Source organism: Paraburkholderia sp. (assembly GCF_028283785.1).
In the GTDB taxonomy this organism is placed as follows: Bacteria; Pseudomonadota; Gammaproteobacteria; order Burkholderiales; family Burkholderiaceae; genus Paraburkholderia.
In genome coordinates this window covers 104305-118829 of the sequence record NZ_JAPWKB010000008.1, presented here as the reverse complement: position 1 = coordinate 118829, position 14525 = coordinate 104305, and the positions used below count along the sequence as shown (strand labels likewise).

12 protein-coding genes are annotated in these 14525 nt (G+C 62.2%); 6 read left to right on the top strand and 6 right to left on the bottom strand.

What is annotated here, in order from left to right; all coding sequences use genetic code 11:
* Window positions 1–4 precede the first annotated feature (4 nt).
* Window positions 5–1597: an ABC transporter substrate-binding protein gene (locus tag PW947_RS10150; protein ID WP_299631350.1), complete on the bottom strand. Its 1593-nt coding sequence runs from the start codon at window positions 1595–1597 to the stop codon at window positions 5–7.
* Window positions 1598–1895: 298 nt separating this feature from the next.
* Between PW947_RS10150 and PW947_RS10145 the strand changes: the two genes are divergently transcribed.
* The gene (locus tag PW947_RS10145) at window positions 1896–2705 is read left to right on the top strand and encodes an AraC family transcriptional regulator (protein WP_299631349.1); all 810 of its coding nucleotides are present in this window, start codon (window positions 1896–1898) and stop codon (window positions 2703–2705) included.
* A gap of 108 nt (window positions 2706–2813) precedes the next feature.
* On the top strand, window positions 2814–3851 hold the full coding sequence (locus PW947_RS10140; protein WP_299631347.1) for an aminotransferase class I/II-fold pyridoxal phosphate-dependent enzyme: 1038 nt from the start codon (window positions 2814–2816) through the stop codon (window positions 3849–3851).
* Window positions 3852–3880: 29 nt separating this feature from the next.
* On the opposite strand, the gene PW947_RS10135 is transcribed toward PW947_RS10140, so the two are convergent.
* The 3 genes from PW947_RS10135 to PW947_RS10125 all read right to left on the bottom strand — a co-directional run bounded on the left by PW947_RS10135 (window position 3881) and on the right by PW947_RS10125 (window position 5900).
* Window positions 3881–4999 carry an FUSC family protein gene (locus PW947_RS10135; RefSeq protein ID WP_299631345.1) on the bottom strand — a complete coding sequence of 373 codons (1119 nt, stop codon included), beginning with the start codon at window positions 4997–4999 and terminating at the stop codon, window positions 3881–3883.
* Window positions 5000–5086: 87 nt separating this feature from the next.
* Window positions 5087–5443 (bottom strand): hypothetical protein, encoded by a 357-nt coding sequence (locus tag PW947_RS10130; RefSeq protein ID WP_299631343.1) that lies wholly within the window; start codon window positions 5441–5443, stop codon window positions 5087–5089.
* A 196-nt stretch (window positions 5444–5639) separates the two neighbouring features.
* The gene (locus PW947_RS10125) at window positions 5640–5900 is read right to left on the bottom strand and encodes a DUF2798 domain-containing protein (RefSeq protein ID WP_299631341.1); all 261 of its coding nucleotides are present in this window, start codon (window positions 5898–5900) and stop codon (window positions 5640–5642) included.
* Window positions 5901–6036: 136 nt separating this feature from the next.
* Between PW947_RS10125 and PW947_RS10120 the strand changes: the two genes are divergently transcribed.
* The 4 genes from PW947_RS10120 to PW947_RS10105 all read left to right on the top strand — a co-directional run bounded on the left by PW947_RS10120 (window position 6037) and on the right by PW947_RS10105 (window position 12019).
* Window positions 6037–6999 carry a LysR family transcriptional regulator gene (locus PW947_RS10120; protein ID WP_299631339.1) on the top strand — a complete coding sequence of 321 codons (963 nt, stop codon included), beginning with the start codon at window positions 6037–6039 and terminating at the stop codon, window positions 6997–6999.
* A 260-nt stretch (window positions 7000–7259) separates the two neighbouring features.
* Window positions 7260–9845: a bifunctional aconitate hydratase 2/2-methylisocitrate dehydratase gene (gene acnB / locus PW947_RS10115; protein ID WP_299631338.1), complete on the top strand. Its 2586-nt coding sequence runs from the start codon at window positions 7260–7262 to the stop codon at window positions 9843–9845.
* A gap of 231 nt (window positions 9846–10076) precedes the next feature.
* Window positions 10077–10526 (top strand): hypothetical protein, encoded by a 450-nt coding sequence (locus PW947_RS10110; RefSeq protein WP_299631337.1) that lies wholly within the window; start codon window positions 10077–10079, stop codon window positions 10524–10526.
* 245 nt (window positions 10527–10771) lie between these two features.
* Entirely contained in the window at window positions 10772–12019 is a 1248-nt protein-coding gene (locus tag PW947_RS10105) for a porin (RefSeq protein WP_299631336.1), read from the top strand.
* Between the two features lie 565 nt (window positions 12020–12584).
* Here the strand turns inward: PW947_RS10105 and PW947_RS10100 are convergent.
* Complete coding sequence (locus PW947_RS10100; RefSeq protein ID WP_299631334.1) at window positions 12585–12764, bottom strand: hypothetical protein; 180 nt, start codon at window positions 12762–12764, stop codon at window positions 12585–12587.
* 29 nt (window positions 12765–12793) lie between these two features.
* Window positions 12794–14491, bottom strand: a complete 1698-nt coding sequence (locus tag PW947_RS10095) for an FAD-dependent oxidoreductase (protein ID WP_299631332.1) — start codon at window positions 14489–14491, stop codon at window positions 12794–12796.
* Window positions 14492–14525: the final 34 nt, after the last annotated feature.

The window sequence follows — 14525 nt, the reverse complement described above, 5'->3', positions numbered from 1 at the left end:
GCGTTCAGGCCGAAAACCACGCGCGGCGGAAGGCGAAACTCGTCAGCGAAAAGCCGCTGCGATCCGGCACGAACCCTTCGATGTTCGAGCGCACCACGTCGATCTTGTTGTACCAACCCCAGTTGATATAGCCGCCTTCGTCGTATTCGATGTGTTGCGCCGCGCGGATCAGTTCGGCGCGTTTTGCTTCGTCCTGTTCAGCGAAGCCCGCCTGTACGAGCTTCAGCCACGCGTCGTCGTGCCAGTGCGTTTCGTTGTACGGCGAGGTGGGCATCATGCTGTCGGCCGCTTGCAGCAGATAATTGCGCGTGCCCCAGTACGATTGCGACAGCGGTGCTTTCATGAAAAAGCGCGAGAAAAACGTCGATGGTTCGATCTGCCGCAAGCTCAGCTGCACGTCCGCGCGCGAGGCCTGCTGGACCAGCGCTTCGGCTGCGGGCACGAGCCCGATCGACACCGGCGACGTGACGATTTCGGCGGAGAGATGCTCGCGGCCGGCTTGCCGCAGCAGGCTCTTCGCCTGGTCGATATCCACTTCGCGCTGCGCGAGATCGGTGGCATAGCCGTGGTCGTAGCGGGCAAAAATATCGTTGGCGACGTAACCCTGTCCGGCCAGCACCTGCTGCACCAGTTGCTCGCGATCGACCAGCAGACGCAACGCCTTGCGCACCCGTACGTCGTCGAACGGCGCGACGTCGACACGCATCGTGAACGGATTCCACGCGCCCGTTTCCGACACGATCAGACGCAGTTGCGGATTCGCTTTCACGATTGCCATCTGGTTTGCGGGAAGATTCGCCAATGCGTCGATCTGGTTGCTCAGCAGCGCATTGACGCGTGCGGCGTCGTCGGTAAAGTTCAGCAGTTCGAGCGCGTCAACGTGCGGTTCGTCCGGACGCCAGTAATGAGGATTGCGCTTGAACACGGAGCGCACGCCCGGCTCGAAACGCTCGAACACGAACGGCCCCGTGCCGACCGGCTGCGCAGGGTCGTAGCCTTGCGGAACGACGCGCAACGCCGCCGTGCCCGCATCGGCAAGCACTTCGCGAAACATCGAGAACGGCGACTGGAAGCGCACCCGCAAGGTCAGGTCGTCGAGTACCTGCGTGGACTTCATATCGAGCGCGCGCAAACGCGCGGCGGATGCGCCCGGTCGCGCCGGGTCGAGCGCATACGCGAGCGTGTAAGCGATGTCCTGCGCCGTGAGCGGCTTGCCGTTGTGAAACGTCACGCCCTTACGCAGGCGGATGGTCCACACCGACGCACGCTCCGATGCTTCTACGCTCTCGGCGAGCGCCGGCTGGATCTTGAACGCCGGGTCGAAGTGCAGCAGCGTGTCGTAGAGCTGATTCTGGCGGGCGATGTCGGCATCTGTCAGCGCGGCTTTCGCGTCGAGGCTATCCTTCGCCGAGCCCGCGCTCAGACCGACGCGCAAACGTCCGCCGTTGCGCGGCGCACCCGCTGCTGCCGCCGCGGACGGCGCACTGTCTCGGTTGTGAAACTGGCTACGCGCCCCGATTGCGGCCCCCACCGCGACGACCGCCGCGCCTGCGATAAACGCGCGCCGCGAGACTGAACTCTTCGATTCCGCTGTCATTCCCGATCTCCTGACTGGCTTTTTTGATGCGTGACCTGAATCGCAGGTCACGCCGCTTTATCGATTAAGCAATAGGTGAAACGATAAAGCAAGCGTTTTCAAAAAAGGGGAAAAGTGGAGCGAAGCGAAATTCAGACAGCGCTACGACGGGCGGCGATCCGGCACGGGACGGTATCCGGCGCCGCCTCCGACGTTCGACACGCCACCGCGAATCATCGACAATCTCTTACTCGAACGCCCTGTCACCCGCGAATAATCACCGCAGCGGACCGGCGAACCGGCGAACCGGAGGAATTGCATGGCCGAAGACGTCCAGTACAGTCACCCGACCGACATTCCCGGCCTGATCCTCAGCACGGCCAGGTTCGCCGAGTTTCGATTCGAGCCGCACTTTCATCTCGACTGCCATATCGCGCTCGTGACCAGCGGCGCGCAGCGTCAATCGTTTCGCGGCGAATCGCTGTTGCTGTCCAGAGGCGCAATTCAACTGATGCCGCCAGGCGAAGTCCACGACGGCATTGCAGGCGCGGACCAGTCCTACACCTTGCACACCTTTCGCCTGTCACCGGCGCTGCTGGACGGTTTCGGTGAAGAAATCACGGGCACGCACGCCTCTCCGTCACCGGCGCCTGCGGTGATCCAAGATAGTCGCCTCGCAGACCAGTTGCTCAACATCCACGCGACGCTGCAACAGGCGCCGGCCGACCGGATGCTGAACGAGACCTACGTGCTGGAATTGCTGGAGGCGCTGTTTGCCCGCCTGAAGCAACCGTCCCCGCAGACGATCACGGGCAACCTGTCCGCGCTGCAACTGCGCGTCGTCCGGGAATTCGTGGATGCGCATATCGCCGACAAGATCGTCCTCGAAGACCTGTCCCACCTGATTGGGCTCGAACGCTTTCGCTTCCTGAAGCAATTCAAGCGATCGGTCGGCATGACGCCTCACGCATGGCTGCTCCGCTTGCGACTGGAGAAGGCGGTCGCGTTGATCCGCGCAAACCGCAACCTGCCGATGACCGACATCGCGCACGCCGTTGGGTTTTTCGATCAGAGTCATTTCACGCGCGCGTTCCGTCACGCCTATGGCGTGACGCCGGCCCGTTTCTGACGGCAGAGCGGCAATTTTTTACAAGGAAATAGGGAAGCGAATCGGTAGCGTACTGGTTTCGGCCTCGCCTCCTGTTGGGGCGACCTCTATCAAAGGCAGAAGCACCGAATGACCACTTCCAGCTTTCTCGACGACTATAGCGAAGGCGCGCATCCCGACATCCTTAGCGCGCTGACGGAATCGAATTACATCCAGCAAGCGCCCTACGGCGACGATACCTACTCGGCCGATGCAACGCTTCGCATCAAGGCTTGCCTGGGAGAGACCTTCAACGGCGCGATTCACTACGTTGCGAGCGGGACGATGGCGAACATCGTTTCGATATCCAGTTGCCTGCGTCCGCATGAAGCCGTGATCGCGGTGAACTCCGGGCATATCGTCGTGCGCGAAGCCGGCGCGATCGAAGCAACGGGCCACAAACTCATCACCGTTCCCGCCGTCGATGGGAAGCTCACGCCCGGCAATATCGAAGCCGCACTTGCCAGCAATGCGCATTTTCCGCACATGGCGAAGCCCCGGCTCATCTACATTTCAAACGCGACCGAAACGGGCACGATCTATACGCTCGCCGAACTGCGCGCCATTTCCGCGCTCGCCAGGCAACGCGGGCTGATTCTGTTTCTCGACGGCGCGCGATTGGGCGCAGCGCTCGCGTCGAGCAAAAACGACGCGACGTTAGCCGATATCGCATCGCTCGTTGATCTGTTCTGGATCGGCGGGACGAAAGTCGGCACGCTGCTCGGTGAAGCGATCGTCGTGTGCAACCCGGCTTTGACTGACGACTTTGCATTTCATCTCAAACAGCGAGGTGGCATGCTGGCAAAAGGTCGCGTGCTGGGTATCCAGTTTCAGGCGCTATTCGGCGTCAAGAATCTGTTCTTCGAGAATGCCCGCCATGCGAATGCGATGGCCGCAAAGCTCGCCGCCGGTATCGTGTCTCTTGGCTACGCACTCGATGCCGAGACGGCGACGAATCAGGTGTTTCCGATCTTGCCCGACGCCGTCATTGCGTCGCTGAAGGCGCGCTTCAGTTTCTACGTGTGGGCGAAAGCGGACGACGATCAGTCGGTGATTCGTCTCGTGACGTCCTGGTCCACGGATGAACGGCAGGTCGATGCGTTTCTGGAGCGGATCGCTCAGCTTTGACACGACGGGTCGACATCAAGCGTTGTCGCCTATTCCGTCGGCCTCGAGCTTCGGTGCGGCGAAAGAAGCATCGCGGCCGCCATGCCCAGTGATCCGCCGAGCAGCGTCTCCCACGCGCGGGCGGCAAGCAGCGGGATCGAATGCACACCGCTTGCTGCGAGCGTGACGATCAGCGTGAAGGCGAATGCCCCCGACGCGATGTCGTAGCGCTCGGGCAACGCCATTGCATAGACGATCATCGCAAGCGCGGCGGCGGCCCATATAAGCAAGGGCGCATGCTCGGCAACCGGCAGGCAGGCAAGCCCTAGCGGGACGCCAATCAACGTACCGAGAATCCGGCGACGCACCCGCTGTATCGTGCCCGATGCCGAACCGGCGACGACGTACGTGCACGCGGTGATCGCCCAGGCCGACTCCTCGAGACCGATAAGACCGTTCAGGCAGCAGATGAGCAACGCGCCGATCGCCGCCTGCAATCCCATCGAGAACTCCAGCGAGCACCGCCCGGGCAGCGGTCCCGGCCCGGCCGCGAGTATCGCGGTGATGGCGGGCCGCTCTGCCGGACCGCTAAGCATCCGCGGCACGACCGACGCCAGCACCGCGATCAGCGCGGCAATCCCGATCGCGGTCAGATCGTCCGTCGTTAGACGGGCGCCGTAGGCGAGTAATTCGCCGATATAGATTTGCGATCCGATGCCCGCACCCAGCACGCCGAATCGCTTCAGATATCCAACCAGAAACGCGCCCGTCACGAGAACCAGCTCCGGCCCGGCCCGACCTGTGGTGCGTAGCGGTCCGGACAAAACGATGAACACGACCGTACCGAACGCGGCTGCAACGCTCAGCAGGATGAGATCGCGAGCCGATTCGGCGCGCGTCGTTCTGGCTTCGGAGACACTCGCCCAGAGTGCGAAGCTTCCGGCGAGATAACCGAGCGACACGCTGCTGGGCACGCTCCGGGCGATATCCTGCAAGGTCCCCAGCGCAGCCGCGATTCCGTACGCGGTGACGAGCCGCAGACCTTTGATCCGGCGATGCGTACCGGGATCGACCTGGTCCAGCCAACGACCGAGTGCGGCGACGGGTTGCCGCAAAACCTGCAGAGAGTGTCTGGCTCGATCAGGCCAGCGTCGCGGGCGGTCGTTCATCGGCGGGGCCGTCATCTCTTCCGGGGCAATCAAGAACAACGTTAGTCGAACCTGTGAACCTTTGCCGCGCCTTCACGACAGCGCAGCTCAGATCGCTTCTGCCCGAATCCGGAAACACTGACGCTCTTCGTCTTCGCCGGCGAGTTCGATGGCCAGCGAGTCGACCACGTCCTTCTCGCACGCCACCCTGACGAAGTCGAGCACGCCGGCCATGTCGGTCGTGACGGCGACGTCGAGCACGTCGGAAATGAACTCCACGGCCATTCCCCGCCCCCGCGCCCATCCCTGCAAGCCGTACACCCAGCCGTGTTTCAGTCTGGTCCTGTCAGGCAGTAGCGTCAGCTGCCGATAGGTGGGGAGCGGCGTTTCTGAATCCTCGCCGGGCACTGTATTGGCATCGGCGCTGCGCGCCTCCACCTCGATCCAAGCGTTAGCTATCGCCACGATTATTCCTGAGCTCTGATACGGACGTCCGCCGGTTTCTCGAACGTTCCTGCCACGAATGCGTCCGGTCGCTCACGTTGGAACATCGACGCAACCGGCGCTACTCCGTCAATTTTAGCGAGTTTCCCGGCGCACCCGTCACGCGGCAAGCGCGAACCCGCGTCGTAAAACCCGGCTGTGAACGTGCTGGCATCTTTCAGCGCGCGTGCACCGACCACGCAACGAGCCGAGCGACGATCGGGCGCACGATCAGCACACAGACGAACGCCGCGGGCATGGCAACCCGATACGCATTCATCACATTGTCCACATAGTGCCCGTCGAGGCCGAATTCAGCGAAGGTAATCACGAGACACATGAGGAACGCCATGATGGTGGCCATATACAGCGCAAAGACGTAAGGCGTGGCGGCCGTCGGGAAGCGAAACCGCCGACGTTGCGAGCTATCTGAAGTCATCGATAAAACCTCGTTGGGGTTGGCTGGTTGGGAGGATCGCCAGCGTAGCAAGCAGCTGAACCCGTCGGTAGTCGCGCGTTACTTGATTCATTCTTAAGTAAAATTTACGAAACAGACGACAAGGCGACGACGGGCAATGGACATTCTCGGGTTGATCAACAGCTTCATCCGCGTCGTGGAGACCGGCAGTATCGCGGCGGCGTCGCGCGCGCAAGGCGTGAGCGCCGCCGCCGTCAGTCAGGGCATCACGCGACTCGAATCTCATCTGGGCGTGCGCCTGCTTTCGCGCACGACACGCAGCATGGCGCTCACCGAAAGCGGCGCGCGCTATTACGAGAAGGTGCGGCACATTCCCGGCGATATCGATCTCGCGTCGCAGGCCGCGACCTCCGGGACCGCGCCGCAAGGGCCGCTCCGCGTGGCGACGACGGCGGCGTTCGGTCGTCATGTGCTCGCGCCGCTAATGCCCGCGTTCAAGGCTGCCTATCCGCGTATCGACCTCGAACTCATCGGCACCGACCGGCCCGTCGATCATCGGCTGGAAGGTATCGACGTGAGCATTCGTATCGCCGCGCAACTCGACGATCGGCTGGTCGCCCGGAAGATTGCGTCGCGACCGTTCGTGTTCTGCGCGTCGCGCGCGTATCTCGACCACGCGGGCGTGCCCGATACGCCCGAGGACCTGAAACATCACGCGTGCGTGGTCTTTCGATATCCGACCGATGGACGTTTCCTCCCGTGGGGTTTCGTGCGGGACGGCCGGCGTTTCGACGCGCAAGTCAAACCGGCCTTCGTCTGCGACGACATCGATATGCTCGCGCAGATCGCTGCGAACGGCGGCGGTATCGCGCGGCTCGCCAGTTTCGTTGCTCAACCGCTGATCGACAGCGGACGTTTGCTGCCGTTGTTCCAACCTGGTAGCAGCAACACTGCCTACGCCGAGCCAGAACCAATGGACCTCTACGCGTGCGTCGCCGAGCGCTCGGCACTGAATGGGAAAGCGCGCGTTTTCATCGCGTTCGTCGAACAGGCATTGCACAGCGAAACGGCTGCTCGCCCGGAAGCAAAGACGCGCCGCGCCGTCCGGCAATCGAACTAGCAACCGCGCTCGACAGCGTCGGAATCGCCCGGAAAACCGCCTGCGACAACGATCCCACATAGTCGCCAGATATCGAACTCAATGCCCGGCGTGCCCTTGCGACCCTGATTCCCAACGCTTTACTTTCAACTCTTATATAAGACATAAGACATTTGACGTTGCGGAATATCGCGAATAGAATCCCGATTAAAGCAGTGCCCTGAACAGTCTCGGAGGCCTGAAAAGCCTCCCCCCAGAAACGCAATACCAGCAGGTCCCCAATGCTTGAAAACTTTCGTGCTCACGTGGCCGCTCGCGCCGCGCTCGGTATTCCCCCCCTGCCGCTGACGGCTCAGCAGACCGCCGAACTGGTCGAACTGCTGACGAATCCGCCTGCTGGCGAAGAGCAGACCCTGCTCGAACTGATCACGTATCGCGTGCCCGCCGGCGTGGACGAAGCCGCTCGCGTGAAGGCCGGCTTCCTGGCCGCCGTGGCTAAAGGCCAGACCGCCTGCTCGTTGATTTCGCGCGCCCGCGCCACCGAATTGCTCGGCACGATGCTGGGCGGCTACAACATCCAGCCGCTGATCGAACTGCTGACCGACGCCGAAGTCGCTACGGTGGCCGCCGACGCGCTGAAGAAAACCCTTCTGATGTTCGACCAGTTCCATGACGTCAAGGACCTGGCCGACAAAGGCAACGCCCACGCTCAGGCCGTGCTGCAAAGCTGGGCCGACGCCGAATGGTTCACGAGCCGTCCGGAAGTGCCGCAAAGCCTGACCGTTACCGTCTTCAAGGTCACGGGCGAAACCAATACCGACGACCTGTCGCCGGCACCGGACGCCACCACCCGCCCGGACATCCCGCTGCACGCGCTGGCAATGCTGAAGAACGCCCGTCCCGGCATCACCCCGGAAGAAGACGGCAAGCGCGGCCCGATCAAGTTCATCGAATCGCTGAAGGAAAAGGGTCACCTGGTCGCCTACGTGGGCGACGTGGTCGGCACCGGCTCCTCGCGCAAGTCGGCTACCAACTCGGTGCTGTGGTTCACGGGCGAAGACATCCCGTTCATCCCGAACAAGCGTTTCGGTGGCGTATGCCTGGGCAGCAAGATTGCCCCGATCTTCTACAACACGATGGAAGACGCCGGCGCCCTGCCGATCGAACTCGACGTGTCGAGCATGGAAATGGGCGACGTGGTCGAACTGCGCCCGTACGACGGCAAGGCACTGAAGAACGGCGAAGTGATCGCCGAGTTTCAGGTCAAGTCCGACGTGCTGTTCGACGAAGTGCGCGCCGGTGGCCGGATTCCGCTGATCATCGGCCGTGGCCTGACCGCCAAGGCACGTGAAGCGCTGGGTCTCGCGCCGTCCACGCTGTTCCGCCTGCCGCAACAGCCTGCCGACAGCGGCAAGGGCTTCTCGCTGGCGCAGAAGATGGTCGGCCGCGCGTGCGGTCTGCCGGAAGGCCAGGGCGTGCGCCCGGGCACGTACTGCGAACCGAAGATGACCTCGGTCGGCTCGCAGGACACCACGGGCCCGATGACCCGCGACGAACTCAAGGATCTGGCGTGCCTCGGCTTCTCGGCCGACCTCGTCATGCAATCGTTCTGCCACACCGCTGCGTATCCGAAGCCGGTGGACGTGAAGACGCACCACACGCTGCCGAACTTCATCAGCACCCGTGGCGGCATCGCGCTGCGTCCGGGCGACGGCGTGATCCACTCGTGGCTGAACCGCATGCTGCTGCCCGACACCGTCGGCACCGGCGGCGACTCGCACACGCGTTTCCCGATCGGTATCAGCTTCCCGGCCGGTTCGGGCCTGGTCGCCTTTGCCGCTGCCACCGGCACGATGCCGCTGGACATGCCGGAATCGGTGCTGGTCCGCTTCAAGGGCAAGATGCAGCCGGGCGTGACCCTGCGTGACCTGGTCAACGCAATTCCGCTGTATGCCATCAAGCAAGGCATGCTGACGGTGGCCAAGCAAGGCAAGAAGAACATCTTCTCCGGCCGCATTCTCGAAATCGAAGGTCTGCCCGAACTGAAGGTCGAGCAAGCGTTCGAACTGTCGGACGCGTCCGCCGAGCGTTCGGCCGCGGGTTGCTCGGTGCACCTGAACAAGGAACCGATCATCGAGTACCTCAACAGCAACATCACGCTGCTGAAGTGGATGATCGCGCAGGGCTATCAGGACCCGCGCAGCCTGCAGCGCCGTATCGCGGCGATGGAACAATGGCTGACCGACCCGCAACTGCTGTCGCCGGATGCTGACGCCGACTACGCTGCCGTCATCGACATCGACCTGGCCGACATCCACGAACCGATCGTGGCCTGCCCGAACGATCCGGACGACGTGAAGACGCTGTCGGACGTGGCCGGTGCGAAGATCGACGAAGTCTTTATCGGCTCGTGCATGACCAACATCGGTCACTTCCGTGCTGCATCGAAGTTGCTCGAAGGTAAGCGCGACATCCCGGTCAAGCTGTGGGTCGCCCCGCCGACCAAGATGGACCAGAAGCAGCTGACTGAAGAAGGCCACTACGGCGTGTTCGGCACGGCCGGTGCCCGCACCGAAATGCCGGGCTGCTCGCTGTGCATGGGTAACCAGGCACAGGTGCGCGAAGGCGCGACGGTCATGTCGACCTCGACCCGTAACTTCCCGAATCGTCTGGGCAAGAACACGAACGTGTATCTCGGCTCGGCGGAACTGGCGGCAATCTGCTCGCGTCTGGGCAAGATTCCGAGCAAGGAAGAATACATGGCCGACATGGGCGTGCTGACCGCCGACAGCGACAAGATCTACCAATACATGAACTTCGATCAGATCGAAGACTTCAAGGAAGTGGCAGACACCGTGAAGATGTAAGCGTGAGCTTGGGCTACGGCGTGTTGTTTTCGTCGTAGCGCCACGCAATGGCGCCGCAGACAGAACGTCTGCGGCGCCATTTTTTTTGGGGCTCGGAAAAGTGGCTCGCGGGGCTGCTGAACGCGCTGGATAACGTGGACGGCGAGCGCATCGACGGTGAAACGGCGGCGTGAGATCAGCGAGCGAAAAGACTACTAAAATTAGCAAGGCCCGCCCGATCCCGAAGGCAATATGAAACGACTGATCCTCGCTGCATTCACTGCACTCAACGCACTCGCCGCCGCCTCGTTCGCGACGTACGCGCATGCGCAAAGCAACGCGCCCGGCCCGTTCGTCACGCCGTCCGGCGAATTGCAATTCGTGCGCGACAACCACGATTTCGTCGCCACGCTCGACAACGCCCCTCTCGACCGGTTCAGCGCGAAAGCACTCACGCATTTCGACGACATCGGCAATGCAAACGACGCCGTGGTTCGCTCACTCGTCCAAACCGATTCGGGCCCGGTGCTATACGACTTTCGACGCCACCCGCCGCTCGTGCAACGCACGGGCAGGCGCATGACCGTCAGGCGCGTGTTCTGGCAAGGCGATGAAGTCGTGATGCAAAGCGCCCAGGGCTGGTTCCGGTTCATGCACGGCGACCTGACGAAGCTGCAGTCGTCCACGACGACGTATCACTGAATGCCACTGAAGACGCGCCACTGATATGCGCCCTTGATTACGCGCGCGGCCCCGAACGCGCGCTGACAGATACGCCCTCGCCCGTGCGGTCCACCACCGCGCGGCACCCGCTCGTGAATGACGTTTTTTTGCATCAATGCGGCATTTCCACGCGCAGCGCCATGCTTTCGTGATAAAAACTTCGCCCCCTCGCGGCATCGATTCCCGTGCATCGACGGGTACGGTGATAAATTAAATCGAAAATCATGACGAAGACGAAAGCGTTCGGCGCCCTGGCGACCGTTGCGGCTGCAAGCCTCTCCTCCTCCGCATTTGCACAGAGCAGCGTCACGCTATACGGGCTCATCGATGTGGGTCTCAGCTACACCAGCAACGCGCAAACGGGCCGCACCAACGGCGCATTGACCGGCGCATCGCAATACTCGTTTCAGGACGCGGCGACGTCGGGCGTGACGGGTTCGCGCTGGGGCATTCGCGGGTCCGAGGATCTGGGCGGCGGCAACGCGGCGATCTTCACGCTGGAAAACGGCTTTAGCGGCGGCAACGGCACGATCGCCCTCGGCGGTGCGGAATTCGCGCGGCAGGCTTTCGTCGGCCTGAAATCGAATACGCTCGGAACGATCACGGCCGGCCGGCAATACGACGCGGTCGATATGTTCGTGCAACCGTTCGCCGCCGTCGCAACGTGGGGCGGATACATGGTCTCGCACCCGGGCGACGTCGATAACCTCGCCAACACGCGCCGCAGCAACAACTCGATCCGCTACCTGAGCCCGTCGTACAACGGCTTGTCGTTTGGCGGTGTGTATAGCGTCGGCGGTGTCGCCGGCAGCGTGACGCAAAAGCAGATCTATTCGCTCGGCGCCGCGTATGCGCAGGGCCCGCTGTCCGTCGCAGTGGCTTACCTGAACGCCCGCGACCCGAACTTCTCGTTCTACGGCAGCCAGGCGAACGCCGGCACCACCGCGGCCAGCAACAACCTGGGCGGCGTCGGTTCGGCGACCACCGCCCAGTCGGTTCCGACGATTGCCGGATACGCGTCCGCGAAGACCTTGCAGATCATCGCCACCGGCGCATCGTACAAGGTCGGCGCGGCCACCTTCAACGTGGTCTATACGAATACGCAGTTCAAGCATCTGGGCAATCTCGCCGACGGTCCGAATCCGTTCAACTACTCGGGTAACGCGACCTTCAACAGCGCCGAAGCGAGCATGTCGTACCGCTTTTCTCCGGCATGGTCGGCAGGCGCGTCGTATGACTACACGCACAATTCCGGCGCAAGCAATCGTGGAAGCGCGACCTATCATCTTCTCGCGACGGGCGCCGATTACACGTTGTCGCGTCTGACCGATATCTACGGTGTGCTCGTCTACGAACACGCTGCCGGCACCGATTCCCTCGGTCAACCTGCCGTTGCCGCGTTGACCGGACAAACGCCGTCGGCCAGCAACCACCAGCTCGGCGTGCACATCTCGCTGCGCCATCGTTTCTGATCGACCCGCACAGTCATCGATCTCATCCGCTGCGGCGGTTGAGATCGATCTGCGCGCACGGGGTTTCGTCACTATGGTCGTGATTTAACGCTCAAAGGTCCAAGGTCAGCCTCTCCCCTGCGGCATGCGACACACGCACCAACATCACCTTGCCGCCAGCGCGCGCCGCATATCCCTTCTCCGCAGCTATAGTCCACATCCACCCACTGTTGAAGCAGGCTCTCGAGCAGACTTGCCGCTCGTATGACCGTGATTCATCGCCCCGTTCTCGCCAGTTCGACTTCGTACGCACCGTCGATATCGGCCGTCGCGGCGAGCAATTGACCGAGACGTACACCGGCATGGGTCACGACATCAACGTTCACGACCAGTGGGCAGTCGAATCGCAACGCGCGATCCTGCGCGAAGCGTTCGGCGCGGGTTTATCGACTATTTCGTCAGGATCAAACGCGCGGAAATCGCGCGCTACGAGTCCGAAGTGTCGGAGTGGGAGCAGCGGGAGTATTTCAACCTGATGTAGGGGATGTCGTAGGCCTCACTTGCCTGCGAAGCCCGCAACCCGCTCTTACTCAGGCAAGCCCTCGCTTGCGTCGTCGATCAGGTGCAGCGCGACGGACGGGTCGTCGATCGTATCGATCGCGAGCATCGCAAACCGCGCGAGGAACAAGGACGTGTTCGCCTCGCCCAGTTGCGTCATGGTCTTGCACAGTCGGGTATAGACGGTATCGAGGTCGCTATCGGTCATCGCGTTCTCCTTTGTGAGGGTGGTTGTGATCACGTGTGAAGCGCGTGGTGAATGGAGGTTGCAATCTCCGCCGCGCCTGCTGCGCGCCAGCGCCCCAGTACATGACCGTCCGGACGAACCAGATACACGGTGCCGGGTGTTGCGTCGTACATGGCGAACAGTCGTCCCGTGTGGTCCCAGTTGTGTTCGCGTTTATTCTCAGGGTCTAGATGCGAGCTCACGGGGACCAGCTTGAAAGGCAGCTTGCCCCTTCCAAGCGTTTCCTCGAGCGCAGAGAATTCCGGGGGCACCCTACCGTCCTCGCTGAAATACAAGGCCGTAAAGCAGGGGGCGACAAGGTCTGTCAGATGAGCTTCCCGCGCGTTGCCATCCTCGACGATCGTCAACGGACACTCGGGAAGCACGCCGCCCGGCACCGGACCAGCAGCAAACGCGCTTGGATCAAGTTCCGCAGCGTTTAGCGGCGATGCGCTATAGGTAATGGCCGAGGTCTGTCGCGGGTTGATCAACGAACGCACGCGTTCATGCCTGCTCGCCAGACTCAACACGGCTTTGCGCATCAGATCGAAGGCGAACGACGGCGGCGCCATGAATTCGGTACTCTTGGTGCCGTGCCTGAGGTTCTCGTGCGCCGCAGCGACGCGCTCGGCCGAATAGCTGTCGAGCAATCCGTCGGAGGCGAGGCCGCGGACCACGAAGGCCAGTTTCCACGCCAGATTGTCCGCGTCGTCAATGCCTGAGTTTGCGCCGCGCACACCAAAAATCGGAACCAGGTGAGCCGCATCGCCACCAAACAGCACGCGACCGTGGCGATAGCTTTCCAGGGTCAGCGCGTTGGCTTTGTAAATCGTAATCCAGATCGGCGCCCAGGCGCCGCGCTCGCCCATCATGTCCAGCAAGCTCTGCACGCGCGGCATCACGTTCTCCGGCTTCACGGCCTGCTCGGCGTCTTCGCCGTCACGCAGTTGATAGTCGATGCGCCAGACGTTGTCAGGTTGCTTGTGGACCAGGACGGTGGAACCGGGGTTGGACGAAGGGTCGAAGTAGGCCAGGCGTTCGGTCGGCCGGTCGCTCTCAAGCTCGATATCGACGATCACATAACGGCCCTCGTAGCTCGTGCCCTTGAGTTGCAGACCGAGAGACTCGCGAATCGTGCTGCGCCCGCCGTCACAGGCGACGACCCAGTCCGTGTTGTGCGAATAGTCACCTTCGGGGGTACTGAGTTCAAGTGTCGCGCCGTCTGCCCGCGAATCGATCGCGGTAACCCGTGTCTGCCAGCGGATGTCTATCAGATCCGATTTCTTTTCTGCGGCGTCCAGCAGGAATTGCTCGATATGGTATTGGGCGAGGTTCACCATGGGCGGCAGCTTCTGGTTCTCGTCCTGCGGCATCTTGAAGTGCAGCACTTCGGTGTCGCGGTAGAAACTACGCCCGCCAGCCCACGGCAAGCCGGTTTTCAAAAATCCGTCCGCAGCACCCAGGCGCTCAATGATCTCCAGGCTCCGGCGCGAGATACAGATTGCACGACTGCCATAGCACACTGAATCGTCGGCTTCGATCAACACGGAAGGTACGCCGTGGTTCGCCAGGCCGAGGGCGACCGTCAAGCCGACCGGGCCGCCGCCGACGATCGTAACCGCATGTCGCCTAACCTCGATGCCATTGTCCAGTTGCGGCACCTTGGCTGGATATTTTTTTGCAGAAAAGGGATAGGTTTTGAATTCCATCGTTTGCTCCTTAACGAATCCTTGAGCGAAGTGT